Origin of the sequence: Paeniglutamicibacter sulfureus (assembly GCF_039535115.1) — a bacterium.
In the GTDB taxonomy this organism is placed as follows: domain Bacteria; phylum Actinomycetota; class Actinomycetes; order Actinomycetales; family Micrococcaceae; genus Paeniglutamicibacter; species Paeniglutamicibacter sulfureus.
Map to the genome: position 1 here is coordinate 4,477,696 of NZ_BAAAWO010000001.1, position 26,999 is coordinate 4,504,694.

Below are 26,999 nucleotides of genomic sequence, written 5' to 3' on the forward strand. Positions count from 1 at the left end.
GCGCCGGCCCGCAGCGGAAGGGGAGTCGAAGCCGGGCGCTTAGGTGGCTTCACCTTTGGCTTCCTTCGCAAGCAAGTCGGGAAGCAGATCGTCATTCTCTCCAGCGATGGACTCATCGACGACCTGTCCAAGCCGCAATTGCCGAATGGAAGGCAGTAGGAGTGGCAGCAATGCCGCGACGACGAGAATTCCCGACATGAGGCTCACCATGATGGTGTTGCTGAAGTACCCGCTGAGCAACGCGAACAATACGTAACCGATTGGGACGGGGAGAAGCTGCCCGAACGTACTGATCGAAGACAGGCGTGACTGCAACCCCTCTGGAATTTGCTCTTGGAAGTATGCCGACCAGGACACGATCGAGATATCCAGGGCAATGCCCGCCAGGACGGCGGCACCGACGATCACCCCGAGCGGGGCGACAAAAGCCAGGGCCACAAGCGGCAGCGCTTGGGTAGCCATGCAGAGAGATACCGTGATGCCCACTCGTCGGGGCCGTACCGCAACGGCGACCAGTGAGCCTCCGACCAGTCCGAAAGCGAAGCCGCCGCTGATCAATCCCCAAGCGAACGCACCTCCCAGTGATGAGTGGGAAACGACTGGTCCGAAAAGCTGGAATCCCACCAGCCACATCAAGACCGTGACGGCGGACTGCGCCACCATGATGACGTACCAACGCCTGGCACTGAATTCTTTCCAGCCGGTTCGGAAGGCTGAAAGGGCAGAGGTCTTGCTCTTGATTGGCTGGGGCAACTGGATCGAAGCGAGAAAGAATACTGATAAGAGAAAAGTGGAAGCATTGAATGCCAGTGCCCACCCCGGGCCGATCAGCGCGACAACCAGACCACCGAGTGCCGGACCGAGCACCTTCGCGACGTTCAAGGGAAGACGAAGTACCGCGTTCGCAGCCAATCGCAATTCCGGGGGGACCAACTGGACGATTGATCTCTGGGAAGCTGGTTGGAAAAAGGCCGAAGCCGCACCCAGGAGAAAGACGGAGGCGGCCAGCATCCATAGCTCAGCCACGCCGGCCAGAATCAGTATGGCTATGGCCACCTGCACAACTCCGGAAACGGCGTTCGCAATGACCATCACTCGGTCACGCCGGACCCTGTCGCCCAGCACGCCACCGACGAGAAGCAGGAACACTTGTGGAGCGATGTTGAGAGCGAGGATGAAGCCCAACCATTCGACACCGCCACCTGCCTCAAGGGCTGCAAACGCGACAGCTATCGGGGCCGCGGCCGAACCGATCGAGGAAACTACTCGTCCGAGCCAAAAGTATCGAAACTGCCGGTGGTGCAGTACAGCCGAGGCTTCTTTGACGCTATTCACGGTTCAACGGGCTCCGCTCGCGGCTTGGTGTCATAGGTCACCGATTATGCCAGCGTTAGGGGTGGGATAAACCGCCGACGATGGAAAAGCGTCATCGTCAGCCAGGAAGGAGTTCGACACCCCGGCCACCGGATCTACCGCCGGCGCTCACCGTTCATCTACGAGTCGAGCATCAGCGGAGACTCAGAAGAAGGCGAATTTCCGATTCAACACTGCACTTTGGCCTCTCTGGGGCCGGACCTTACCTTGACCTGTGGACAGTACGCCATCCACATTCCTTCTGCCTTCGAGAGAAGAATAGATGCCGAGGGCCTGATTCGATATCCAGGTGACTCCCGCCCAGAGCTGTCACCGAGCGCTACATGGTTTTGTGCGGCATGCGCCGCACGTCATGTGCCCAGCGTTCACCGGACAATCCGTTGTTCTTTTGTCAGCGGTGGCACCATGTACACCGCCGGGACATGCGACATCGTCGTAGCCACTGACCGTGTACAGCTCCGATAGGCGGGACGGTAGGTTTGAAGAATGAGATCGATTCGGAGAGTGGTTTGCGGACTTTCGGCTGTAGCACTCGCTGCTTTGCTGACTGGGTGCTCGGTTGACACATTGATCTGGGGGAGCGATGGCGCCGAGGTGATTCAAATGACCGAGACGCTCGTGAACGACTTGGCTTCGGGTGGAACCTCAGGCGTTGTCTGCAGTGATTCCGTGGCGGACCTCGGTGCGCCCAGCGATTGGTCAGGGCTTTCGGCAGGCGAGCCGGAAGAGTTTTTCGCGGAGTATTGGGACGACCAAGCGGCGCTCGACCCTCAGTGGAGTATCAACCTGGAGGGCCTCCCCAAGGGCGCAGTGCCCGGGAGCCACTATCCGGGAGACGTCTTTTACCGAGAGACCGACGACGGGCTGTGTGTGATCGACGTTGCCTGGGCAACGCTCGTCGCCGTGGGCTGACCCAGCCAGGCGTAACCCCGCTCTGCGCAAGTGGGTGGTTGAACAGTCGCCGAAAAGGAGTCCTCTGCCCAGTTCGTGTCACGACCGATAGCCGAACCTCCCGCGCCCCCGGCCTTCGGTCGGTGCACACGCTGGGCGACGAAGCGCGCCGGTGCTACTTGGGTGTCGTGGTCGCCAGCCCGGCGATGACCGAGGGCAGGAAGCCCGGGTAGGCCCGTTCCATGTCGTCTATTCGCAGGAGGTTCATCCTGGAGGTGCCGACGTAGTACTGGTGCAGGACGCCGGCCTGCCGCAGGGCCGTGAAGTGGTGCGTTGCCGTGGATGCCTTGATGGGCAGCTCGATGGCTCCGCAGCTCAGTGCTTCTTCTGCGTTGGCCAGTTGCTTGAGGATGCTCAGGCGCACGGGGTCTGCGACGGCGGCGAGGATACGGGGGAAATCAAAGTCGGCGATGTCGGGTTCGTCCGAAATCTTGGTGCTTCGTGCCATGGTTGTCCTTCTCTCAGCCTTCGATCTTACTGCTCGCCGCAGCCCGTCCGTTAGTTGACCTGGATAACGATCTTCCCGAACGCTCCGCGGGCGAGCTGGGCGTAGGCGGCGTGGGCTTCCTCGAAGGGGTAGACGGTGTCGATGACCGGGTTGATGGTGTGTTCGCCGAGGAACGTGACCAGGTCTTCGAAGGCGCGCAGGTGCCCGACCGCGATCCCCTGGATCTGGGCCTGGTGCCAGATGACGTCCATCAGGTCCAGGGTGGTGCTTTGGCCCTGGAGGAATCCGATGACCGCGACCAGTCCGTTGCCCTTGGCAACGCGGACCGAGTCCTTCAGCCCGTCGCCGCCAACGACGTCTAGCACGACGTCCACGCCCTGGCCGTCGGTCAGTTCCAGGACGGCTGCGGCCCAGTCAGGGGTGGTGCGGTAGTTGATGGTGTCCGTTGCCCCCAGTTCTCGAGCGCGTACCAGCTTTTCGTCGCTGCTTGAGGTCACGATGACTCGGGCGCCGAGGGCCGAAGCGAGCTGGATCGCGAAGATCGAGACGCCTCCGGTGCCCTGGACCAGGACAGTATCGCCGGGCTTCACCTTGCGGTACTCGCGCAGGACGAACCACGGGGTGAGTGCGGCTATCGGCAGGGTCGAGGCTTCGAGGTCGCTCATGTCCAGGGGAGTGGGGACGACGTTGTCCTCGCCGAGGATCTGGTATTCGGCCAGTCCGCCGTTGATGGGCCCGCCGGTCTGGAAGTCGGCGTATTCGTTCAGCCACGGCCCATCGTGCCAGGTGGAGTAGAAGTGGGAGGTGACGCGGTCCCCGACCTTGTATTTTGTTACGCCCGCCCCTACTGCGGCCACGACTCCGGAAGAGTCGGCCACCGGGATCAGTCCTTTTGAGATCTTTTCGGGCATGTAGATGCCGTCTACCAGGGCCTTGTCTCGGTAGTTCAGCGAGACGGCCGAGACCTTGATGAGAAGTTCCCCGGCGGCCGGTTGGGGTGTCGGGATCTCGTGCAGGTTCAGGTTCTCGAGGCCGAAGTCGTCTAGCATCCAGGCGCGCATATGTGTCCTTTCGTTGGGCGGGGCACCGTGCCTCGCCTCGTCCATCCTGAACGATATTTCGATCTACGTCAAATATGATGATGATCGAACAATGGTTGTTCCGCCGCGTGACCGGTCATCACGGGTGCTGTCGGGCATCCTTTGAAGACATGGCAAGATCCGCTTCATCCCCATCTGCCGTCCGACTTCAGCAGCGGTCCGGTGCGCGTCGTCGCTGAATTTCGGTAGCGCCGGATCAGCGCTGGGTGGATCCAAAGCTGCATACTCCGCCATCCGAGGTGGGAGCGGAGATGCGCGACCGGACCGATGAGCAAACCCTCTGCGGGACGACTCTTTGTAGAATCCTGATGCAGCGTAAGCCTTCGGTATTTTCCATGCACGTGGTCATAGGCTTTCCCTGTGAGGTGGAGAAGAAGGCGTGATTGGGACGCGCGCGTAGCCAAGATGCGAGCACTTGAGATCGCTCCCGAACCCGACCGCGGCCACGGCCCGATCTGGGAGGCGATGCTCCTCGGTCGCCGGGAGTTTGCTGGGCGGGTACTCGACGGGCCGTGGGTGGGCCATGAAGTCTCGGTCGTGTCGTACGGAAAGGCTCGCCGCCGGCGAGAGCCCCGTCCCGAGGACTTCAGTTTTTCAGCCGACTACTGGCTTGTCGATTGGGACGAAGGGGGCAAGGGGGATGGTGATGCCGACTTCAGCGTCGAAAGCATCGACGAGCTCAACGAGCGACTCGCCGAGTTCCCGATCCAGTGGTATCCGCCGTCGACGTCGCTTGCGAGGGTTGGGATGCTGTACGGAGGTTCGGGCGAAGAACCGAACCTCGAGAAGGAGTGAAATTCCCGGGAGTGTTGTTTGCTCCTGCCTCTGGGGACCGCGGTTTCCTCAGCCCGGCTGAAATCCTCATGCGAGGTTTTCGCCGGGTGGGCTCGCACAACATGAACTAATCGCCTCAAGGCGTGGACGTGCGACGGTCCAAGGAGCCCTAACCGGACTCGTTCTAAAACCCGACGACGGTATCGATCTGAACCTTCGCACCCAATGGGAGCGCCGCGACTTGGATCGTGGTGCGGACCGGGAACGGGTCACGCAAGTGCCTGGCATAGGCGGCGTTGATCGCTTCAAAATCCTCGTAGTCGGTCAGGTAGATCGTAGTGCGTACGACATTCGAAAGACCCAGGCTGAGTTCACCCAGCAGCGTTTTCAGGTTGTTCATCATCGCTTCACACTGCACAGCAACGTCGTCCGAGACCAGCGAACCGTCATCGGCTCGCTGACCGATGATTCCGGCAGTGTAGCCAGTATTCCCGTGTCGCACGAAGTGCGAAAACGGTGCTGTGGACTGGTGGAGAAGCGGACTGAAGTGGTGTTCAGGCATGGAGAATTCTCTCGACTTTCGTTGGGAACAAGCGACCGGCGCGATAGTCGCAACGTTACATTGATTCCTCGTGACAGCGCCCACATGCCGGACTAGCCGTCGGCCGCCCCGTCAGATTGGATATTCCGCAAGGGGAACCGCAAAGGAGACGGCCAGAGGTTGAACTTCATGTGCCCGTCCACCCAGAATCGGTCAGTCGGTAACCGACCCCCTTACGGAACTGTCCGGATTGCCAATCCGGACAGACCCCTACTGGAACGATGCAACCGTTGCGGTGTCCAAGAAACGCCCGTCCGGGTTGCTTTACAAAGACGCGTGAACCCGGAACCGGAGGCCTTGCAGAGAAGAATTGGCCAAGGTCACCCATAAACCACTCGGTCGCTGGAATACTGAACGCATGCCCGAACTCCACAAAGACGCACTTTCTTCCATCACTGCCCGATGGAACAAGGTTGAGGAGACGGTGGAACTTGTCGTGGACGGCACCCCAGTCCCGGCAATCGTCAACAAGAAACGAAACGTAGGCATATCGCCATTCGCGCATCGCTTTCCCCAATCCTCGGTGGACGAGTGGCTAGCAGGCTACCGGGATCCAGAGCTGCGCGGGGCGACCATGGAGCTGGCACCTGGTGAGCTGGAACTTACGGTGTGCCCCTACGATGCGGACATCCTGTGCGGAACCTTCGCCATCTGGCTGGCGCGCACCGATGATCGCGTTATCTGGCATGGTCCCCATTGGGCAGGGGACGTCATTGCGGCGGAAATCCTGGGCCGCGAGGACCTGGTGACACCGGAGGGAAACGGTGATCCCCTCACGTGGTTCCCGCCCAAGCTGGAATTCTCCGCTTCCGAATACGACGCAGCCATGGATTCGGTGCAGCACATCATCGAAGCCCACCCGTGGTCCGCTTTCCCTTTAAAACCACCCTCGAGGCTTACCCGCATGATGATCCGGCTGCAAGGTGACCGCGACTCAAACTAAAACCGCCATCTGAGGGCTGAACAAACGATGTGCCGGGATGAGCCCATTTGCCGTTCTTCCCGCGGACCCGATTGCGTGATTTCAGCCCGAACCCGTATCGGATTTGAATGTGCCGTAGGCTCAGGTCACGCAAGTTTTGGTGCAAAAGTACGGGAGGGATTTAGCAGATGGTCGAAGGGTACTACTACGAGCCTGTTGAGCCTGCAGATCTCCCCACCAACAAGGCAGGGCGCTACGCGATTCTGCACCGCCTCTGGGACGTATCGGAAGGCAACGCCGGGGTCACCGACTCCAGAGTGCTTGACCAAGCCAATAGACGAGCTTGCGAGCTGAACCTGGAATCCGCGAACGTGGGTGTCCCTGGATGGGAAGGGGAACTTGCACGGCCGGCAGAAGATCTCGCGTGGTTTGCTGAGAAGGGTTTCTTCATCTTCGACGTACTCGACGGCAAAGGCGACCCCGGCCACCCTTGGTGGCAATCGATTAGGGACCGCTTCTCTAGAGGACATAAGTGAATTGGCGGCTTTGCAGCTGACCGGTCCTCTGCCACACCAACCCTTCACTACAGACTGCGCCAGAGCGGCGAGCAAGTTCAAGCTGCAGGGCGCTGTCCAGGTGAGGGTTCGACTTGCGGGCAGGCAACAAACTCATGACCAGCGGCAACGCGAAGACATAGGCTCGGCCCATGGATGAAGTCTTGCGAGTGCGAAGGCACATCGACCTCACTGCAGCCGAACTTGATGCACACGAGAACCTCTTCGACGGTGAGTACCGGAACGAATTCGGCGTATGGAACCCGGATGCGCCCTACGGCTATTCGCCCGCCGACACTCACGTACTGGCTTTCCGCGGGCACGCGTTGGCTGCACACGTCGGCTTCCAGCGTCGTCTAATCTTGGTGGGTTCCCAGGAAATCCTGGTGGCTGGCATGGGTGGCGTCTTGGTCGATGAACGCTATCGCGGTATGGGCCTCGGCGGGCGAACGATGCGACAGGCTCAAACGGTGATGCGTGATGAAACCGGCGTCGATTTTGGCTTTCTCGGGTGCCGAAGGGAAGTCGTGCCGCTTTACGAGTCGGCGGGTTGGGCCCAGGTCCACGCAGCGGAACGGTGTCTGTCCCGCCTCGACCAGACTTCTGTCGTCGTGTCCGAGGGCGGGCCGAACCTCGTCTGTTCAGCCAAACGTCGCGCGAGCCAGTGGCCGCAAGGCGACATCGATCTTCTGGGCACTCCCTGGTGATCGAACCGTCCCGCAGAGCGTTCGGCTTACGGAATCTTAAAACGGGGACAATTCGTCAGTCGAGCCACGGGAACGCCCCTGGGTTTCCAGCGGCACGCATGGAAACGGCTTCAAAGTTGTGGAGCAGTGGTGTGATAGGCAAGTTTTCGGGCTCGACGGGTATCTCAGCCAAGACAGCAACTGGGTCCGTGCTGACCAGCTGGCACTCGGTGATCAGCCCGAGAGCTGGGTCGGTGTAGCTGGGCATTCTGGTAAAGCCAGTGCTCGGAAGAACGTAGACCACCCCGGCATTGGTAGGCATCCGGCCGTCCTCGGTGGAGGCGAAGGAAAGAAAGATGCGCCGCTCGGACCATTTTCCGGGCGTCGCCCCCGGATAGAAGCAGGCGTTCAAAAAACGCCGGCATGCCGAAGAGCGGATCGCATATGCGATAGCCCACGTGGGGTCCTCGGTGGCATAGACCGCAGTGGTTTTTGAGAAGTCATCAAGGCTGAAATCAAGGGGAGCCCGAGGCTCAATCCACGCCAGGCCAGATGTGCGCGAACCGTGCAGCACGACGTCGTTCGATGCGACAAGCTCGGCAAGCCGGGTCCAGGTCGCGTCTCCCTTGGTTAGAGCAGGGACATGCCAGGTAGATGCGACCATGATTCAAAGGCTAGCAGCGCATTTATCTGTCCATCAGTAAGGCACTCAGTGCCGGGGCTGATCGGATCTGCCCTCGAATGATATATTCGCTTGACCCCTTAGATCTCACCTCGGTGAGCGCATTGAGGGTTCCTCTTGTAACGCTGAGCATAAACGCTCTTCCGTGCGTCCCGGTGAAGGAACCCTCTGCGGGACGGTCTGCGGGATCAATCAAGAACACGGGCGAGCTTTAGTGACTTGAGGGGCCCTGGCCACCCGCCGGCTAGGGACCGCCGTCCGCGTCTCTGCATAGAGGCTTTCATACACCGTAGACAACGAGAATCTCTTCGCCGACTTCTCTCTGAACTTCTAGGGCAAGTTGCCTGCCGGTCTCGTTCCATTTGTTCTCGCCAAAGCCCTCGGACCAGCCGCGTTCCCAGTGCATGTGCACTTGGAAATCCTCGTTCCATGCTGAGAGCTTGGAGCTCAGTTCCTCTGATAATCCATAGTCCTCCGCGGATTGGAGCCCAAATTCCCACAAGGGCCACTCTGCGTCGTAGTCGCAGAAGATCCTCAAGACACGGTTCGACGCTCTTTCTTGTCCAGGTTCCATGTCCAAAGCTTATGATCCAGATGGCTGTCGGCAACAGAAGAGGAAGCCCGCTCTGCCCGTGACAGCGCAGGTAGGAAGTTTATAGGGGGAACGCCTGCGAGACATTTACTACGTGTCGGATTCTAGGGAACCTTGACGATTTCTCTCCCACGTCCGGAAAACATGCCTAACCATTTACGCGAATACTGTCCCACGTAAAGTGGCCGTTATGTATAAGTCACGGACACTCCGGAAGCAGCCTCGAATTGTCAAGCAAGTTCGAGACGCGGGTATTCCAGACCAAGGGTGGGGCCCAACAACGCAAAGTCTCGAAGCTGGGAGACGAGAATTCTATGGGGTCGCTCTATCCGACACTTGGGCGCAAATGCGAGTTCTCATCTATGTCTATTCCGACGAAAAGACGCATTTACCGGGTTCCCTTGAGCTCCGTTTGATAGACCCTCAAGGAAGAGAAGTATCTGAATTGTCGGACAATTTTTCCAGTGGAGACATGGGGAGGGTGACTGAGTTCGAGCATCTTATTTCTTCCCTGGGACCAGGGAAAATCTTTTGGCTCGATCCTGTGGAGTCGTTCAGGCTGGCCTACGCGTGAGGACAAGTTCCAATCGCAACATGGAACGCCTGGATAACGACTCGCATTGCCACGGTACAGATCCACAAAACCTACGAGGCTAGGAGCCGAGATATCGCTGGGTCGCACAATCTCGATAGGGTGGCATCCCGTGCATCTCTGGCCGTCCCGATAGGGGGTGGGCTACCGGAACGCACCAAGGCCTGACCTGAATGTTCGAAGTTTCTCGGATTCACAGGAAAGTCGAGTGTTCCGTAAGCCCCGTCCGGTGAAACGTCCGGTGACCGGACGCGAAACGGAACACCAGCACACGCCCGATTTACCCTCGGGGCAGCGGGGCAACCGCTGTCGGGCACGGACGCGTCTGTTCGATCACGGCTTCCAGCTGCCGATGCGTATGGTGCCAGAGCGCGCGGGAACCCGCTAGGCCGAGGCGGGCTGAAGGGAACGTGCTGCCTGGAATTCGTGGATCCAGCCCAGGTGGCGTTCCCACGCATCCGGCGCTGCAAGCCGGGCATTCCGCGCATCGGCGCGTTCCCCATCGGGCAAGTGCAGGACATCGGCGGTCGTCGCAGAGGCGATCTGAACCTTTCGGGTGCGCTCGATCCGCACGTCCTGGTAGCGCTGGCGTGCAGCGTCCCAGCCGGAGCCGTCTTCCAGTGACTGGATGAGGCAGTCCGCCAAAACGATGGCATCCTCGATGGACTGGTTGGCGCCCTGCCCGTGATGGGGCACCAATGCGTGGGCGGCATCTCCCATGAGGGTCACCCGCCCGCGGCTCCACTGGTGCAGCGGCGGACGCTGGAACAGCGCCCAGCGGTCTCCGGTCGGCGCGGCGCCGATCATTTGCTGGACCGCAGGATGCCAGCCCTCGAAGGCCTTGAGGTGGGCTCCCTCTTCATCTGCGGTGGCCCAGGCAGGGCCTTCCCACGGCCCGTCGTGCCGGCGGACCAACAAGTAGTTCTGCTCTCCGCTGCCGATCGGGTAGTGCAGGAGGTGGCCGCCGGGGCCCATCCAGAACTGGATGGCCTCGGGATCCGGCAGGTCCGCCAAGGCTTCGGGGGAGACGATCCCGCGCCAGCCGGAACAGCCGGAGAACTGGGCATCGTCGTATCCGACGACATGGCGGCGCAGGGTCGACCGGGCGCCGTCCGCGCCGATCACGAGGTCTGCCTCCACGACGTCGCCGTCGGTGAAGTGCAGACGCACGGCGTCGGCGGTTTCCTCGATCCGCTCGCAGGCCTTGGAAAGGTGCAGGCCTTCGCCGCCCAGGCGGTCCACCAGCAGCTTCTGCAGGTCCGCCCGGTGGATGCCGTAGTACGGTGCGCCGCATGTGGCTTGGTATTCCTCGCGCGAGGAAACCCTGCCGATGACCCGGCCGTCGCGGCCGTCGCGGAACACCAGGCCGTCCACGCTGGCAGCCGCCGTAGCCAGACCGGCGCCGATGCCGGTTCGCTCAATCAGGTAGCGGGTCGCATTGGCGGAGAGGGCAACGGCCGCGCCCACCTCCCGCAACTCCGCCACCCGGTCGAAGACCAGTGGTTCCAGGCCGCGGCGGCGCAGTTCGATGGCCAGGGTCAGCCCGCTGATGCCGGCACCGATGATGGCAATGCGGCGGCCGCGTGGCTGGTTGATGGTGGTGTGCATGGAAAAATCCTTCTGGTGGAAACGGTGCTTGTGCGTCCCGTCAACCCTACGTAGCGGGTGATGCCGACCACATCGGCATGCGGTTGGAGTTTGGGTTCCGCCTTCGCGACACAGTGTCGCAATTGATTGGTTTTGGCCGCAGTCTGCGGCCTACCATGGGCGGATGAACCGCATGCCGGAACTCCACGACGCCATCCAGGACCTCTCCGAGGCAATGGGCCGGCGACTGGTCGTGTTGGATCGCGCCATGCGGGTCATCGCCTATTCAATCCACGAGTCCCCCCAGGATCGCCTGAGCCTCTCCCTCATCCTGGCCCACAGCGATTCGTGGGAGGCTCCGGCCATGACTAATCAGGGGAGCGCCGTCCACGACCTGGAAGGCATCGGGTCCGTCGTGATGCACCGGCTGCTGGGCGCCGACCGGCACATTGTCGGGCACCTGCTGCTGACTCCTGCCGAGTGCACTGCTGCCGGCCCTTTGGGGGACTTCGTCACCGGGCACTCGCTCGATCGCATCAGCCGGCTTCTGGAGTCGCGGGACGCCGGCCTTCGGGCGCTGCTGGACCGCTCGGGTTCACTGGCCCTGGACCTGGTCTCCCACGAGGACGAACGGCGGGAGAGCGCGGCGGCAACCCTGCTCGGCGAGGGGATCTTCGGGGCCTCCGAGCACTATTGTGCGGTCGCGGTCGGGCCCGGGGCAGTGGATGCCGACGCGGCTGCCAAGGGCCGGGTGGAACAGGCCGTCGGGCAAACCATCCGCTTCGTCAACGACACCTCGACGGCCAGTGTGATTGGCGGCGTTGCCGAGGAAGGCAACGGTGTGCTGATTTTCCCCCGCCCGGTGGTTGCCCCTCGCCTGGCACGCATTCTCACCCGACCCCAACTCGCCCCGGCCCGGGCGGGCATCGGCCCGCTGGCGCCCCTGGACGGACTGCATTTTTCCTATCGGCGGGCGGGCTGGGCCCTTCGTGCCACCAGCCTGGCGCCGGCCGACCACCCGGTGGCGGTGCACTGGGCCGACACAGGTGCCGACGGCATACTGGCCACCTTGCCGTTGGACGGCCTTGCGGTGGCGGACCTGCCCTCCCCGGTAAGGCGCATCCTGCAGGAGCGCAAGACCCGGCACTGGGCGAAAACGCTGGAGGCCTTCCTCGAGAACGCGGGAGATATCCAGGCCACCGCCCAGGTGCTCAACGTGCACCGCTCCACCATCTACTACCGGCTGGAGAGACTCACCGAAGTCGCCGGCGTTGACCTGCGGCTGGGCACCGTCCAGCGCGACCTGCACCTCGGCCTCAGGCTTGCCCGGCTGGCAGGGTTCCTCGAACCACCCGCCAGTGCGGAGCAGTGACGGGTCAGGGGAACCGGCCTGGAACATGTCACCCAGCCATCGAGCCAGGGGAACCGTCCCCGGGCTCGGGTAGATTGGGAGGTTCCACACCACGCCCACCTCGCGTCCTGGACGCGTTGACACCTTCAGGGGGACCCCATGACCGAGGAAAACACCACACCGGGTACAACACCGCCGCAGCATTCCGGGCAGCCGGTCCACATCACCAACCATGTCGTCATCGTCCAACAGAAGAGCATGGCGGTGGCCTACTTGCTCTGGTTCTTCCTGGGACAGCTGGGCATCCACAAGTTCTACCTGAACAAGACCGGCATGGGCATCACCTACCTGCTGTTGGGCATCGTCGGCTGGGCCACCACCGTCTTGTTCATCGGCTGGGCCATCCTGGCGGTCCTTTGGATCATGCTGGTCATCGACTTGTTCACGATTCCCGGGGCCGTCGCCGCGGCCAACCATCGGACAGCGGGCATCCGTTACTGATCTGCTCCCCGCTTTCCTGCCTTTGCCCGCACCGGCTGTGATGATTCTCCACGGCACCGGTTCCCCGACGGACCGTGTACATACGGGGTCCGGGCGCCCTTGGGCGATACCCTAGAGCCATGGCCCCACGTACCTCTTCGCAAGGCGAGGGGAAAACGACCACGCGCAAACCGCGTGCGTCGAGCTCCTCTGCCAAGACGACCAGAAGCTCCAAGAGCACACCCGCACCGGTTGAACACGACTTCCCGCTGCCGGTGCGCATGGTGCGCTCCTTCTGGATGGGCATCGCGCGCGTCACCGGCGGCGCCTTCCGCAAGATCGGCCGCGACGTGCACCCTCCCTACGAGGTGCGCCGCGACGGCACCGGCCTTTTCCTGGTCATCATCGCCATCGTCGTTGCCTCGGTGGAGTGGTGGGGGCTGCGCGGGACGGGCGGCTACGGCGGGTTCGTGCATGCTGTGGCCGGCGGTACCTTCGGGTTCATGGCAGTGCTCATGCCCCCGATCCTGCTCATCGGGGCCATCAGGCTCTTCCGCTGGCCCGAGGAGCACCGCGCCAACAACCGCGTGGGCATCGGCCTGGCCCTGCTGTCGCTGGCCGGCTCCGGGATCTCCCACGTGGTCGGGGGACTGCCCCCGGTCTCCGCGCCCTTCGACGAGCTCTGGGCGGCCGGCGGCATGCTCGGCGCCCTGGTTTCGGTCCCGCTGGCGGGGCTTATTTCCGGTCCCGGCGCCATGGCCGTGATGATCGTGCTCGGGCTGCTGAGCCTGATGATCCTCACCGCCACCCCCTTCAGGCACATCCCGGCGCGCTTCCGCGAGGGCTACGAAAAGCTCATGGGCCAGCACCCTGAATCCGCCCGCCGCGCAGGCCACACAGAACTGACGGGCGACGAGCACGACCAGTCCTACCTCTACGACGAACAACCGGAGAAAAAGCCGCGCAAGAAGATGCGGCTCTTCGGCAAGGACAAGGACGCCGAGGCACTTGCCGCCGAGGACCTGCTGGGCAACTCCGGCGAGGGCGCCTACGACCAGGCGGTCATCACCGACGCCTACGACCACACCACGGCACCCGGGTCCAACCCGGTGGACCTCTACGACGAGGCGGTTGACGCAGCGCACGAGGAACCGGCCATCCGCCCGGGCGTGCGCCGCCCCACCAAGGATGAACGCGAGCGCGCCGCGATCATGGACGCCGTCGGACTGGGCAGGGAACCCGAGGCCGACACCCAGGCCATGAGCGCCATCGACCTCACCTCCTACGACACCGAGGACGCCGCCACCTCCGCGATTCCGCAGGTCCCCTCGCGGCCCTCCGCGGCCCCGCTGCCGCCGATCCCTGCACGCACCGAACAGCTCCAGCTCTCCGGGGACGTGGCCTACACGCTGCCGTCCTCCGACTTCCTGCCTGCCGGTCCGCCGTCCAAGGAACGCTCCGAGGCCAACGACGCGGTGGTCGCGGCGCTGACCAACACGCTGCAGCAGTTCAAGGTCGACGCGAAGGTCACCGGCTTCTCCCGCGGCCCCACGGTCACCCGCTATGAGATCGAGCTGGCCCCGGGCACCAAGGTGGAGAAGGTCACCGCCCTGTCCAAGAACATCTCCTACGCCGTGGCCTCCTCGGACGTGCGCATCCTCTCGCCGATCCCCGGCAAGTCCGCGATCGGCATCGAGATCCCCAACGCCGACAAGGAAATCGTCGTGCTGGGCGACGTGCTGCGCAGCCACAACGCCCGCAAGACCGAGCACCCCATGGTCATGGGCGTGGGCAAGGACGTCGAGGGCGGCTTCGTCGTGGCGAACCTCGCCAAGATGCCGCACCTGCTGGTGGCAGGTGCCACGGGAGCGGGCAAGTCCTCGTTCGTGAACTCGATGATCACCTCGATCCTGATGCGCGCCACCCCGGACGAGGTCCGCATGGTCATGGTCGACCCCAAGCGCGTGGAGCTCACCGCCTACGAGGGCGTACCCCACCTGATCACCCCCATCATCACCAACCCGAAGAAGGCCGCCGAGGCGCTGCAGTGGGTGGTGAAGGAAATGGACACCCGCTACGACGACCTGGCGAACTTCGGCTTCAAGCACGTGGACGACTTCAACAAGGCGGTGCGCAACGGCAAGGTCGTGGTGCCCGAAGGCTCCAAGCGCATCCTGAAGCCCTACCCGTACCTGCTGGTCATCGTCGATGAGCTCGCCGACCTGATGATGGTCGCCCCGCGCGACGTCGAGGACTCGATCGTGCGCATCACCCAGCTCGCGCGCGCCGCCGGCATCCACCTGGTGCTGGCCACCCAGCGCCCGTCCGTGGACGTCGTCACCGGCCTGATCAAGGCCAACGTGCCCTCGCGCATGGCGTTCGCGACCTCATCGGTCACCGACTCCCGCGTGGTCCTGGACCAGCCGGGCGCCGAGAAACTGCTGGGCCAGGGCGACGCGCTCTTCCTGCCGATGGGCACCTCCAAACCCATGCGCGTGCAGGGTGCCTGGGTCACCGAGTCCGAGATCCACTCGGTCGTCGAGCACGTCAAGGGCCAGCTGAAGGCCGAATACCGCAACGACGTCGCCGTCGAGGCGCCCAAGAAGCAGATCGACGACGACATCGGGGACGACCTGGAGCTGTTGCTGCAGGCCACCGAGTTGGTCGTCACCACGCAGTTCGGTTCCACCTCGATGCTGCAGCGCAAGCTGCGCGTGGGCTTCGCCAAGGCCGGCCGGCTCATGGACCTGCTGGAGTCCCGCGGCGTGGTCGGTCCCTCCGAGGGCTCCAAGGCCCGCGACGTGCTGGTCAAGCCCGACGACCTGCCCGAGGTGCTGGCCGCGATGCGCGGGGACGAGGGCTCCGCCCAGGACGTGGTTCCCACCGCGACCGAGGCGGCGCTGGCGGAGAATGCCAACGCCAACCACTACGGCACGGACCTGGTCGCCGAGGACCTCGACGGCTTCGAACAGGCCGTTGACTACCACGACGGCGCTGACGACGAGGGCTCGGAAGACGCCTGGAACCTGACCGGACGGTAGCCTAGAAGAGTGACTGAAACCCCAGCGAACCCGCAACCGGCCCACGTGCCGACCCTGAACATCGCCAATGTGCTCACCACCCTGCGCATCCTCATGGTCCCGTTCTTCATCTGGGCCCTGGTGGCCGACGAGAAGGAATACGGGCTCATGCGCTGGGTGGCGGTGGCGCTTTTCGCGGTGGCCATGTACACCGACAAGCTCGACGGGGACCTGGCCCGCAGCCGCGGGTTGATCACCAACTTCGGCAAGATCGCCGACCCGATCGCAGACAAGCTGCTCACCGGCTCCGCGCTGGTGATGTTCTCGATCCTCGCCGAGCTGCCCTGGTGGATCACCATCGTGATCCTGGTGCGCGAATGGGGCATCACGCTCATCCGCTTCGTGGTCATCCGTTACGGGGTGATGGCTGCGTCGCGGGGCGGCAAGCTCAAGACCGTGATGCAGACGGTGGCCATCGTGCTGTACCTCCTGCCCTGGACCCACACGCTTGACTGGCTGGGAGTCGTGGCCTTCATCGTGATGCTGCTGGCCCTGGCGGTCACCGTGGTGACGGGCCTTGACTACCTCCTGAAGGCCTGGCAGCTGCGCGCAGCAGCCACCCGCGACTAACCGAAACGCCAACCTCCGAGGACCGATGGACATGACAGTGCCCCTGGATGCAAGCCCCGGCTCCGAGCTGGCCGGTCGGGTGATCGCCGCGGCCATCGCGTCGGGGACCACCCTGGCCACGGCCGAGTCGCTGACCGCCGGCATGATTGCTGCAACGCTTGCCGAGGTGCCGGGCGCCTCGGCGGTGCTGCAGGGCGGGGTGGTGAGTTACTCCGGCGGCGTCAAGGCCAAGGTGCTGGGGGTCGATCCCCGGCTGCTGGCCGAGCGCGGATCCGTCGACGGGGACGTTGCCAGGCAAATGGCAGAGGGCGCCAGGCGGGCCTGCGATGCCGACCTGGCGGTCTCCGCCACGGGCGTGGCCGGTCCGGACGCCCACGACGGCAAGGGCGTGGGCACAGTTTTCCTTGGCTATGCCACGGCGTCGGGCAGTGGTTTCGTCGAGTACCATTTTGCCGGTGACAGGGCACGGATCCGACTTTCAAGCACCCTGGCGGCACTCGAATTGTTTTCCGCCCATCTGCCGCCCAGCTAGCGCACAGCTTAATGGGGCAAGGTGGCTATGAATCGTTTTGTGACAGCAATGCGGAATGATTTGCGGGTGTTGTGGATAATCACACACAGCAGTCGCTAAGGTGGGTGGCGGGGAACAAAAACCGACTCCCGGCAGTTATTACCCATGACGGGCACAAAAAAGTGACCCGCACCGATCGCCCCACAAGGCAATAGGACCGGAGAACAAAGGGCAATGCACATGGTCAAGCAACCAGTATCGGTAAACGGTGTGGTCCGTTGGCGTGATGTGGGCCTACAGAGCGAGGTCCGCCGCGACAAAGAGGAGCGCAAAATGGTAGTCCTTCGACACGAAATCGGCGACGTCCTCCGCGATGTCCGCCAACGCCAAGGTCGCACCTTGCGCGAAGTCTCCCACAGCGCCCGCGTCTCCTTGGGATACCTTTCCGAGGTCGAGCGTGGACAGAAGGAAGCTTCATCCGAGCTTCTCTCCTCAATCTGTGGCGCCCTCGAGGTTCCGCTTTCACTGATGCTCCGCGAGGTCAGCGACCGCGTTGCCATCGCAGAGGGCATCACCATTCCGGATACGGTCCCCGTGGACCTCACCAGCGAATTCGCCGGCGAATATCCGGTTGAACTCGGCAAGCGACTGGCCCCGAGCCACTAATCATCCAGACGCGGTCCCGGTGGTGTACCCGGTTCCGCGGCCATGACCCCCGTGCGGGTGTCCGTTCATCATGAACAGGACTCCGGTGCGGGGGTTTTTTGCTTAAGCGCCAAGCATCCCGTGGCACAATTGCGAGGGTGCGATTGAGTGATTTTTGGCGTCTGATGGACGACGAGTTCGGTGCGGGCTATTCCCGCACATTGGCTTCTTCCCTGGTGCTCGCTGCCGTGGGCGGGGTGACTGCGCAAGAAGCGCTGGCCAAAGGGGTCGCTCCGCGGGAGGTGTGGCTGGCGGTATGCGAGATGCAGGACGTGCCGCCCGAGCGCCGGTTGGGCAGGGACCAACCGATCAAGGAGAAGTAGAATATTCGAGGGACACACCCACCATCTTCGAATATCTGTTCGGAAGAGTGTAGAGTTCTCAATGAGAGTTCGTCGAGGTGAACGTGGCTGGTTTTTCCACAGCAACTACACCTCGAAACCAAAGTGTCGGCCAACCGTCGTACGCTCGTGGATAGACAAAGAGTACCGGCCAGACCCCTCATCGGATGGCCCTAACAACCGAGGTGAACAATGGCCGTTGGTAAAGATCGCGAGAAGGCACTCGAAGCTGCACTTGCACAGATCGACAAGCAATACGGCAAGGGTTCGGTCATGCGACTGGGCGACAAGACCGTTGCGCCGATTGCCGCCATCCCCACCGGGTCGGTGGCCCTGGACATCGCCCTGGGCATTGGCGGCCTGCCGCGCGGCCGCGTGGTGGAAATCTACGGTCCGGAATCCTCCGGCAAGACCACGGTTGCCCTTCACGCCGTGGCCAGTGCACAGCGCATGGGCGGCATTGCCGCCTTCATCGACGCAGAGCACGCGCTGGATCCCGAATACGCCAAGAAGCTGGGCGTCGACACCGACGCACTTCTGGTTTCCCAGCCGGACACCGGCGAGCAAGCCCTGGAAATCATGGACATGCTCGTGGGCTCCGGATCCGTCGACATCGTCGTGATCGACTCCGTGGCGGCACTCGTGCCCCGGGCCGAAATTGAAGGCGAGATGGGCGACAGCCACGTTGGCCTGCAGGCCCGCCTGATGAGCCAGGCGCTGCGCAAGATCACCGGGCGCCTCAGCCAGACACGCACCACTGCCATTTTCATCAACCAGCTGCGTGAAAAGATCGGTGTGATGTTCGGCAGCCCGGAAACCACCACCGGTGGCAAGGCGCTGAAGTTCTATGCGTCCATCCGCATTGACGTCCGCCGCATCGAAACGCTCAAGGAAGGCACCGTCCCGGTCGGCAACCGCACGCGTGCCAAGATCGTGAAGAACAAGATGGCCCCGCCGTTCAAGCAGGCCGAGTTCGACATCATCTACGGCCAGGGCATCTCCCGCGAAGGCAGCCTCATCGACATCGGCGTGGACCAGGGCTTCGTGAAGAAATCTGGCGCCTGGTTCACCTACGACGGGGACCAGCTGGGCCAGGGCAAGGAAAACGCGCGCAAGTTCCTGCGCGACAACCCGGACCTCGCCAACGAACTCGAACGCCAGATCCTCGAGAAGCTTGGCATTGGCCAGGCCGCCGAGGACAAGGACGGCGAGACCTTGCGCGTGGTCAAGGAGTCCTAGTTCCGTGGGCACCACCAAACACCAAGGCGGTTCGTCCGGCTTCCCACAGGGAGCCGAACGGCCGCTTTGGTCGTTCCCGGCCGACGGCAATTCCGACTGGGGCGACGTGTCCGAGATCCCCGCCTGGGCGCATAGCCAGGCGGCCTCGGCGGCCCCGCCGCCCGAGGAGGCACCCGGACCCCCCGAGGTGAAGCCCGCCTTCGGGGAGCGAGCCGGATATGCCGGTCGCAGCTCGGCGCGCACCTCCAAGCGCGGCGCCGGCGGCACGGGATCGTGGGGCGGCGGACGATCGGCCAACTCCGGTTCCAAGCGCGCCTCGACCCGGACACCCCGGACCCGGGAGAAGCGGCCCGCGGATGCCGCGGAACCCGCCGAGCTCACGGACGAGCAATATGCCACCAAGGGGCGCGCCATCCTTTTGCGGCAGCTCACCGCCTCGGCCAAGAGCCGGGCTCAGCTGAAAACCAAGCTGCTGGAAAAGGAGATCCCCGAGAACATCTCCGAGGACCTATTGGATCGTTTCGAGGAGATCCAGCTCGTTGACGACGAGGCCTTTGCCGACGGCTGGGTGCGCTCCCGCGCGCGCAGTCGCGGCCTGGCCCGCGGGGCGATCAAGCGCGAGCTGCGGGAAAAGGGCGTGGACGACGAGACAGCCCAGCAGGCCCTGGAGCAGATCGACGACGGCGACGAGGAAGAACGTGCCCGGGAATTGGTGCGCACCAAGCTCCGTCCCGAATCGATGGGCGCTGACCGCGACAAGGCGCTGCGCCGACTCGTGGGGATGCTTGCGCGCAAGGGCTACGGCGGTTCGATGGCATTCCGCATCGCGCGCGAGGAATGGGACGTCCGCTTCGAAGAGCAGGGCTAGTACACGGACTTTCTCCGGTGCCTCGGCAGGAAGGCCACTGTCTCGCGTCTGTCGCGTTTGGCCCAAGGCGGTTCCCACGGCCTGCAATCCTTGGAAAATCCCTTGTCATCTTGTTAGAGTTATTCACGTTCGAGTCCCCGGCTACGGCGCCGGAATTACTGACCCCCACGAATCCTTGGAGGATTTCATGTCGCGTGTCCTATCAACAGAGCAGGCAAAAACCGCCATTCAGCAGATCCAGGCGATCATCAACGGCGGATTTACCGACCAGATCAGCCAGCTGGATGCCCAGGGACGCCTCCTCTCGGATCCAAACGTGTGGGATGGCCCGCTGGCAGCCCAATTCCGAGGTGCCACGTGGCCGGAGACAAAGGCCGCGCTGGACAAGGCCCGGACTGAACTCGAGGAGCTGCGTGGTCAGCTGAACCAGATCTCGACGAACATCTTCACCGCAGGTGGCGGCAACTAGCCTGGTTTTCCTTCGCCCCCGTTGTCACCGGCAGTGCCGCATTGACGACGGGGGCGTATTCAATATTTTTCCGGGGTATCGATGGTGCCTCGGGTAGTGTTTTCGGGGGACTGCCTGGTCCCGCGGGCTGATGAGGGAGTTTTACGTGGCCGATCTGGGGGCCTTTGAGCATGACGTTGCATTTGATTTCGGTACCGCCGATGCGTTGATTGGCGCGTTCCGAGCCGCGGCGTCGAAGATCGAGGGGCAGGCCGGATCGCGGTCATCTCTGGTGGCCACGGCACGCACGGACTTCAAGGGCCATTTCTCCCAGTTGTTTGCAGACAATGCCAGCGTTGCCTCTTCCGACGCGATCGAACTGGCTGCGCGGCTCCGGGAGGCCGCCGATGGTGCGAAGCAGCTGAAAGAGCAGGCAAGCAGCGAAAACGAGCGCCGGCGCCTGGCCAGGGAATGGAAACAGCGGAAGGATGAACGCGACGCCAATATCTTCTTCAACGCCGTGGACGCGGTCTTCGGGGAGGAAGATCCACCGGTCGGCCCGCCGTCCGCCCCGGTCTCGGTACGGGCATCCGAGCCGCAGACTGGAGTGCGCCAAAACCCGAATCCGGGCAACGGCGGCGGAGGCGGTGGCGGAACCTCGGCAGCCCGGCCCAGCGACCTGCGGTCCTTCGCCACCGGATCAGCGAACCTGAACTCGAACCTGGCCGGCCTGCCCGGCTCCCTGCGCGGGCACCTGGCCGACTTCTCGGCCCGCTGCTCCTACGGCCGGCTCAGCGCCGGTCCGGTGGTTCGCGGATTCGAAAAGTGGCTTGACGCCAACGAGCAGGACGTGTTGTGGGCGCGCACCATCGCCAACGCGTTTGCCGCCGCGGGCGGGGAAGGCAACGTCTCGCAGCTGTCGGACGCCTCGCTGTTGGCGGCGCTGGCTTCCCAAGGGGTCGGCGCGTCCCGCCAAGACCTGACCATCACTCCGGCGCAGGCCTACGGCGGTCCGCCGACGACCGGCTATTCGAACGATCCGGTCAACACCTCGACCGGCAACTTCCTGGAACCCGAGGTGGACCTCGGTTTCGCCGGGGCGGCGTCAAGCCTGGCCGCGTCCCGGATGTACAACTCCCTCTCCGAGGCCACCGGCGTCTTCGGCCCGGGCTGGGCCTCGATCTTCGAGGTGCGCCTGGACCTTGGCGACGAGGGTGCCTCCCTGGTCCTGCCCGACGGGCGCGAGGTGCGTTTTCCGCGGCTGGGCGAGGGCTGGGACCGGGCGGACGGGGAGAACTGGTGGCTCCAACGCCAAGCTTGGGCCACCTCCGGCGCTCCGGCCAATGAGGGCACCGAAACCCAACACGTGGAGCCGGCCGGAGTACTGGTTGCCTCGGACAATGCAGGGGGCCGATGGGTATTCACCGCCTCCGGCACCTGGCTGTCCACGGACCGCGGTCCGGGCACCGGCATCACCGCACACCACGACGCCCATGGACGCGTCACCGGGCTTGAGCATGAACGCGGCCGCTGGGTCCGTGCCGAATACTCCGGCGAGCCGGATGACGGCGGGCGGATTATCAGGCTCGAGGCCTCGGACGGTCGCCGGGTGGACTTCTCCTACGACGCCTCCGGGAAATTGGTCGCCGCGGCCGGCCCGGGCGGAACCCGCACCTACCGGTGGAACGAAGCCGGACTGATCGAAGCCGTCATCGATGCCGCCGGGGTAGCCGAGGCCGTGAACACCTACGACGCCCGGCGCCGGGTGCTCACCCAGGTCTCGGCCTTCGGGCGCACCACCCGCTTTGCCTACTTGCCCGGCCGGCTGACAGTGGTCTCGGACCAAGACGGAAGCCGCTCCAACACCTGGATTGCCGATGCCAAGGGCCGGCTCGTCGGGGTCATCGACGGGCAGGACAAACGCCAGTCGATGGCTTATGACCGGTGGGGAAACCTGGTTTCCGCCACCGAACGCGACGGCAGCCTGAGCGTGCACGCCTATGACGAGCGCGGCCGGCGCATCCGCACCCTGACCCCGACCGGGGCGGAATTCAACTTTGGCTACGATGCCGCGGACCGGCCCCTGACCGTGGTCAGCGGCACCGGCGCGGTCGTGACGTACGAATATGCGGATGACTCCGCGCGCAACCCGAACGTGGTCATCGACCCGGAGGGCGGGCGCACCGAGCTCGACTGGCGCGACGGGCTGCTGGTGCGCATCACCGACCCGACCGGGGTCATGCTGGACTTCGCCCACGACCGATTCGGGGACCTGAAGGGCATCACCAACGCCTTCGGAAACACCGCACGGCTGCACCGCGATGAGGCCGGCCGGGTCACCGAGGCCGTCTCCCCGGGCGGTGCCCGCACCTCCTACCTCTATGACGGCTCCGGGCGGCTGACGTCGCGTCGCGACGCGGACGGTGCGCTGTGGCGCTTCGAATACGCGCCCGGCGGCGCCCTGGCCGTCATCACCGATCCGCTGGGGGGACGCACGGTGATGGAGCACGGTGCCCACGGCGCGCTGGAACGCACCGTGGATCCGCTGGGCCGGGCGGTCACCCGCCGGTTCGACGACCTGGGCCGAGTGGCCTCCCTGGCGCTTTCCGACGGCGCCGAATGGCGGTTCGCCCACGACACGCTCTCCCGGCTGACCGGGATCACCGACCCGGAGGGCAACACCTGGGCACGCGAGTACGGGGTGAACGGGGAGCTGGCCGCGGTTCTCGATCCCACCGGGGTGCGCCAGGAGTTCTCCGCGGACCCGGCCGCCGGCGCGTTCAGCGTGGCCGACGAATTTGAGCGCGGCACGCTGCGCTGCGACGAATACGGCCGCCCGGTCGCCTCCGAGCAAGCCGACGGCAGCAGCGAGCTGGCCACCTATGACATGTGCGGACGCGTGGTCGAGCTCGTCGACGGCGAGGGCGGGCTCACCCGGCTCGAACGCGACGCAGCCGGCCGGGTGACGGCACAGGTGTCACCGACCGGGGCAGTGACCCGCATCGAATACGACGCTGCCGGACGCGCGTGCGCCAACATCGACGCCTCCGGGGCGCGCACCACCCTGGCCTATGACGCTGATTCCCGCATCATCGCCCGCACCTTCCCCGACGGGCAGGCCGAGCGGATCCGCTACGACGCGATGGGCCGGGTCATCTCCCGCAGCCTGCCCTCGCGCGGCACCGCCCGCTACGACTACGACAAGGCAGGCCGGCTCATCGGGGCCGCCGACGCGGTGTTCGGTCTCCGCCGCTTCCGCTACGACGCCGCGGGCCAGCTCACCGAGGCCGTGAACGGGCTCGGCGGGGTGACCAGATACGACTACGACGAACGCGGCCGCCTGGTATCCACCACCGACCCGCTGGGTTCGGTGGTGCGCCGCGCCTACGACCAGGGGGACCGGGTCGTGTCCGAAACCGACCCGCTGGGCCGCACCACGACGGCCGGCTACGACGCGGCCGGCCGGCCGCTCTGGCAGCAGACCCCCGACGGACAGCGCATCGCGTGGGGTTACGACGCGGCGGGGCGGCTTGCCACCACTTCGCTGGACGGGCGAACCCTGGTCCGGATCGAGCGCGATGCGCGCGAGCGCAGCGTGCGCATCACCGACAGCACCCGCCCCAACGGAACGGCCGCCCTGCACGAGCTGCGCTTCAACCGGCGAGGCCAGCTGGTCGCCCGCACCCGCGACGGTGCCGGCGTGGCCTGGGAATACGACGCTGACGGGCGGCGCACCGCACTGTTGGATCCGCAGGGCGCACGCACCGGGTACCGGCACGACGCCGCGGGCCGCCTGGCGGCCGTCGACCATCCCGTGTTCGGCACCATCACCTACGCGTACGACGCGGCCGGGAAGCTCCTGGGCGCCAGCGCCGGGGAGATCCTGCAGGGCTGGGACTACGAGGCCGGCGCGCTGGTGCGCCACACGGTGACCACCCCCGACGGGGTCGAGGCAACCGAGCTGGTGCGCGACGCTGACGGGCGCATCGCCGCGATCCGCACCGGCGGGACCGAGACGCGCTACGCCTATGACGGCGCCTGCCAGCTGGAACGCATGCAGGGCGCCGACGGAACCGTGACCACGTGGCGCTACGACGCGGCGGGCCGGCTTGCCGCCGAGACCGCCAACGGGCACACCACCGCCTCCACCTACGACGCGGCCGGCCAGCTGTTGGCCACCGCCACCGACGCGGGGACGACCGAATACACCTATGACGCCTCGGGCCGGCGCACCGCCGGCACGGGACCGGAAGGCACCACCCGATATGGGTGGTCCGGCCTGGGCACCCTGCGCACGGTGGAGCACACCGGTCCGCAGGGCCCCGGAACGCTGCACACGCTGTGGGTGGATGCACTGGGTGAACTGGCCGAGGTGGATGGCACCGCGCTCTGGTGGGACACTGCGGAATACGCCCCGCGCGTGGTCTCCGTCGGCGACCGCTCGGTCACCGCCCTACCCGGCGGCCTGGCCGCGGTGGACGGCACCCTGCTGGGTGCCGGGTGGCGCGGCGCGCACCCGACCGAGGCGACAAACCCCTGGGCCATGGCCGCCGGCACCGTGCCGGGCCTGCCGGAAGGCCTGGGCATCGGGGCCAACGGCGGGGTGCAGGTGGCGGGCCTGGATTGGCTCGGCGCCCGCGCCTACGACCCATCCACGCGCGGGTTCCTCTCCGTGGATCCGCTGGATCCGGTGGCCGGCGCAGGCTGGGCATCCAACCCCTACTCCTACGCGGGCAACGACCCGCTGCACGCCATCGACCCCTTGGGCCTGCGCCCGGTGACCGAGGCCGAGCTGACGGCCTACCGGGAATCGAACAACGGCGCCCTGGCCGCGGCCGGGGACTGGATGGGCGAGCACTGGGAATACTTTGCCGGCGGGGCCATGGTCGTGGCCGGCGGCGTGCTGATGGCCACCGGTGTGGGCGGTCCCGTGGGCATGGCGCTTATCGGTGCCGGTGCCGACGTCATTATCCAGAAAGCGACCACGGGCGACGTGAACTGGGGGCAGACCGCGGTCATGGCTGTCACCGGCGGCCTGGGCGGTGCCATGGCGGTTGGACGCCTCGGTGCTGCCGGCGTAACCGGCATGAGGGCGGCGGTCGCAGAGGGGGTTGCCTCCGGTGCGGCGTCCGGCGGTGCCGGAAGCGCGTACACCTATGCAAGCGGGCCGGGCCCGCACACGCCGGGAGGCTTCCTGCAATCCACCACGCTGGGTACCCTCGGCGGCGGAATCATGGGCGGGGCCGGTGGCGGCGTTGGCCAGAAGATCACCGGGCGGCTCCTTGCACCGCTGACCACCCGTCCACAGGCCGACACCGTCGTGATGGGCCGTTGGATGGAGGGGCGTGTCAAGCCCTTCGCAAATGCAAACGAATACGGTTACTACAATGCGACGCCCGAACGCCTCCACAATTATTTGCTGGAGCATGGTTCCAAGGAATTTACCGATAGCGTCGACTTGCAGTTCAATAAACTATGGATCGCGCACCAGATGAAACAGGGCAAGAGGATTGTGGATATCGGTCAACCGAGTACTGACAGCGACTTCTACAATCTCGAGACCCAAATGGTTTCGGGATATCCAAGGTATGAGGAGAACTATCTTCCGGCGGTTGACCTGAGGGGCGGAAATTGAGTCAGCTGCGGGCGGACCATGGCGTGGCCTATGCACTGCGGGAGATCGTGCTTCCGCGAAGGCTGTTCAGGTCGATCAGATTATTTGAAATTGCCGGAGTGCCGCAAGGGGCCGAAGTTGCGGCCTTCAGCGTTCGCACGCCCTTCCCTGTGGCATTCATGACCGGAAACAGCTGGCCGGCTGTTTTGCTGGGAAAGGGCAACCAGCTGGACGAGCAAGCCGCCCAGGACCTGCTTCGTCGAGGGCAGGCAGCGTCTGTTCCATCAAGCCACCTCTTGCCCAGGAGTGAACGCACCTCACCCTGGGTGGCCACTCATGACAGGGCACCGTCCGTGGTGTCGCCAGTGCCTGAAGGGCCGGAGCGCAGCCTACTCATGGCGGCGCAATGGGTTGCCGAGTGGTTCAGCCATCTCGTCTCGGCACCGGTCACGCAACGGGTTTACGCATTGGTTGCCGAAGGGCGGCCACAGGATGCGATTCAGGCACTGGCCACGGCGGCTGTCGATGAAGAAATCGCGGTTCCACGCAGGTATCTCGAGGCGATGAGGCGTTTGGTCGACCGGGCGGGCATGAACAAGGACCTTCTTTGGCCAGTCGAGGGTCTGGTCCCGAGCGATGACCGGGCCTGGTCGTGGGCGGAACTCGTGGATGTTCCCCGCGTACGGGTTCGGTGGCTGGGTGCACCCCAGACCGTAAAGCAACGCTTGTGTGAAATTGAGTTCACGCCCCGAGGGACGTCCGTTCCGGAGTGGACGAGGACGGTGGACAAAAGCAGTGCCCTTATCGAGTCGTTGCTCGGCCGGGAATTCGGCAGTGAAGTAAATATTCAAATGGCTGATGACCGGTTTAACGAGGAACCCAGATGGATCTCCCTATTTCCCCAGGACAATATCTGACGGTCTGCTGGC

24 protein-coding genes are annotated in these 26,999 nt (G+C 64.4%); 17 read left to right on the forward strand and 7 right to left on the reverse strand.

Annotation, left to right across the window (positions count from 1 at the left end; all coding sequences use genetic code 11):
- Positions 1–39: 39 nt before the first annotated feature.
- Positions 40–1,335, reverse strand: a complete 1,296-nt coding sequence (locus ABD687_RS20235) for an MFS transporter (protein ID WP_302262580.1) — start codon at positions 1,333–1,335, stop codon at positions 40–42.
- A gap of 642 nt (positions 1,336–1,977) precedes the next feature.
- Here ABD687_RS20235 and ABD687_RS20240 point away from each other — a divergent pair.
- Positions 1,978–2,286 (forward strand): hypothetical protein, encoded by a 309-nt coding sequence (locus tag ABD687_RS20240; protein WP_310288482.1) that lies wholly within the window; start codon positions 1,978–1,980, stop codon positions 2,284–2,286.
- A gap of 154 nt (positions 2,287–2,440) precedes the next feature.
- Here ABD687_RS20240 and ABD687_RS20245 read toward each other — a convergent pair whose 3' ends face one another.
- Entirely contained in the window at positions 2,441–2,773 is a 333-nt protein-coding gene (locus ABD687_RS20245) for an ArsR/SmtB family transcription factor (protein ID WP_302262578.1), read from the reverse strand.
- Between the two features lie 50 nt (positions 2,774–2,823).
- Positions 2,824–3,834: a zinc-dependent alcohol dehydrogenase family protein gene (locus tag ABD687_RS20250; RefSeq protein ID WP_310288479.1), complete on the reverse strand. Its 1,011-nt coding sequence runs from the start codon at positions 3,832–3,834 to the stop codon at positions 2,824–2,826.
- Positions 3,835–4,233: 399 nt separating this feature from the next.
- Here ABD687_RS20250 and ABD687_RS20255 point away from each other — a divergent pair, with 399 nt between their 5' ends.
- Positions 4,234–4,668, forward strand: a complete 435-nt coding sequence (locus ABD687_RS20255; protein ID WP_310288476.1) for a hypothetical protein — start codon at positions 4,234–4,236, stop codon at positions 4,666–4,668.
- 163 nt (positions 4,669–4,831) lie between these two features.
- On the opposite strand, the gene ABD687_RS20260 is transcribed toward ABD687_RS20255, so the two are convergent.
- On the reverse strand, positions 4,832–5,209 hold the full coding sequence (locus tag ABD687_RS20260; protein WP_310288473.1) for a RidA family protein: 378 nt from the start codon (positions 5,207–5,209) through the stop codon (positions 4,832–4,834).
- Positions 5,210–5,606: 397 nt separating this feature from the next.
- Here ABD687_RS20260 and ABD687_RS20265 point away from each other — a divergent pair, with 397 nt between their 5' ends.
- The 3 genes from ABD687_RS20265 to ABD687_RS20275 all read left to right on the forward strand — a co-directional run bounded on the left by ABD687_RS20265 (position 5,607) and on the right by ABD687_RS20275 (position 7,431).
- Entirely contained in the window at positions 5,607–6,191 is a 585-nt protein-coding gene (locus ABD687_RS20265; RefSeq protein ID WP_310288471.1) for a hypothetical protein, read from the forward strand.
- A gap of 167 nt (positions 6,192–6,358) precedes the next feature.
- Entirely contained in the window at positions 6,359–6,706 is a 348-nt protein-coding gene (locus tag ABD687_RS20270; protein WP_310288469.1) for a hypothetical protein, read from the forward strand.
- 170 nt (positions 6,707–6,876) lie between these two features.
- Positions 6,877–7,431, forward strand: coding sequence for a GNAT family N-acetyltransferase (locus ABD687_RS20275; protein ID WP_310288467.1), 555 nt, complete (start codon positions 6,877–6,879; stop codon positions 7,429–7,431).
- 55 nt (positions 7,432–7,486) lie between these two features.
- Here ABD687_RS20275 and ABD687_RS20280 read toward each other — a convergent pair whose 3' ends face one another.
- From ABD687_RS20280 to ABD687_RS20290, 3 genes are all read right to left on the reverse strand, one after another.
- Positions 7,487–8,074, reverse strand: a complete 588-nt coding sequence (locus tag ABD687_RS20280) for a hypothetical protein (protein WP_310288464.1) — start codon at positions 8,072–8,074, stop codon at positions 7,487–7,489.
- Between the two features lie 298 nt (positions 8,075–8,372).
- Positions 8,373–8,666 (reverse strand): hypothetical protein, encoded by a 294-nt coding sequence (locus ABD687_RS20285; RefSeq protein WP_310288462.1) that lies wholly within the window; start codon positions 8,664–8,666, stop codon positions 8,373–8,375.
- 994 nt (positions 8,667–9,660) lie between these two features.
- Positions 9,661–10,884 (reverse strand): FAD-dependent monooxygenase, encoded by a 1,224-nt coding sequence (locus tag ABD687_RS20290; protein ID WP_310288459.1) that lies wholly within the window; start codon positions 10,882–10,884, stop codon positions 9,661–9,663.
- Between the two features lie 172 nt (positions 10,885–11,056).
- On the opposite strand from ABD687_RS20290, the gene ABD687_RS20295 reads away from it, so the two are divergent.
- The 12 genes from ABD687_RS20295 (at position 11,057) to ABD687_RS20350 (ending at position 26,987) form a co-directional block, all read left to right on the forward strand.
- Positions 11,057–12,235 (forward strand): PucR family transcriptional regulator, encoded by a 1,179-nt coding sequence (locus tag ABD687_RS20295; RefSeq protein ID WP_310288457.1) that lies wholly within the window; start codon positions 11,057–11,059, stop codon positions 12,233–12,235.
- Between the two features lie 138 nt (positions 12,236–12,373).
- Positions 12,374–12,715 (forward strand): TM2 domain-containing protein, encoded by a 342-nt coding sequence (locus ABD687_RS20300; protein WP_302262564.1) that lies wholly within the window; start codon positions 12,374–12,376, stop codon positions 12,713–12,715.
- Positions 12,716–12,834: 119 nt separating this feature from the next.
- The gene (locus ABD687_RS20305) at positions 12,835–15,735 is read left to right on the forward strand and encodes an FtsK/SpoIIIE family DNA translocase (RefSeq protein ID WP_310288455.1); all 2,901 of its coding nucleotides are present in this window, start codon (positions 12,835–12,837) and stop codon (positions 15,733–15,735) included.
- Positions 15,736–15,744: 9 nt separating this feature from the next.
- A complete protein-coding gene (gene pgsA / locus ABD687_RS20310) occupies positions 15,745–16,344 on the forward strand; it encodes a CDP-diacylglycerol--glycerol-3-phosphate 3-phosphatidyltransferase (protein WP_264270311.1) in 600 nt (199 codons plus the stop codon).
- Positions 16,345–16,375: 31 nt separating this feature from the next.
- Complete coding sequence (locus tag ABD687_RS20315) at positions 16,376–16,876, forward strand: CinA family protein (RefSeq protein WP_302262562.1); 501 nt, start codon at positions 16,376–16,378, stop codon at positions 16,874–16,876.
- Between the two features lie 219 nt (positions 16,877–17,095).
- Positions 17,096–17,521 (forward strand): helix-turn-helix domain-containing protein, encoded by a 426-nt coding sequence (locus ABD687_RS20320; RefSeq protein WP_217390542.1) that lies wholly within the window; start codon positions 17,096–17,098, stop codon positions 17,519–17,521.
- 137 nt (positions 17,522–17,658) lie between these two features.
- Positions 17,659–17,883: a DUF3046 domain-containing protein gene (locus tag ABD687_RS20325; protein ID WP_264270309.1), complete on the forward strand. Its 225-nt coding sequence runs from the start codon at positions 17,659–17,661 to the stop codon at positions 17,881–17,883.
- 210 nt (positions 17,884–18,093) lie between these two features.
- On the forward strand, positions 18,094–19,140 hold the full coding sequence (recA, locus tag ABD687_RS20330) for a recombinase RecA (protein ID WP_217390544.1): 1,047 nt from the start codon (positions 18,094–18,096) through the stop codon (positions 19,138–19,140).
- A gap of 4 nt (positions 19,141–19,144) precedes the next feature.
- Entirely contained in the window at positions 19,145–20,008 is an 864-nt protein-coding gene (locus tag ABD687_RS20335; RefSeq protein ID WP_310288450.1) for a regulatory protein RecX, read from the forward strand.
- A gap of 187 nt (positions 20,009–20,195) precedes the next feature.
- Positions 20,196–20,477 carry a pyrophosphorylase gene (locus ABD687_RS20340; RefSeq protein WP_264270307.1) on the forward strand — a complete coding sequence of 94 codons (282 nt, stop codon included), beginning with the start codon at positions 20,196–20,198 and terminating at the stop codon, positions 20,475–20,477.
- Between the two features lie 145 nt (positions 20,478–20,622).
- Positions 20,623–26,091, forward strand: a complete 5,469-nt coding sequence (locus ABD687_RS20345) for a DUF6531 domain-containing protein (protein ID WP_310288447.1) — start codon at positions 20,623–20,625, stop codon at positions 26,089–26,091.
- Complete coding sequence (locus ABD687_RS20350; protein WP_310288445.1) at positions 26,088–26,987, forward strand: hypothetical protein; 900 nt, start codon at positions 26,088–26,090, stop codon at positions 26,985–26,987. The genes ABD687_RS20345 and ABD687_RS20350 overlap by 4 nt, the downstream gene beginning before the upstream one ends.
- Positions 26,988–26,999 lie beyond the last annotated feature (12 nt).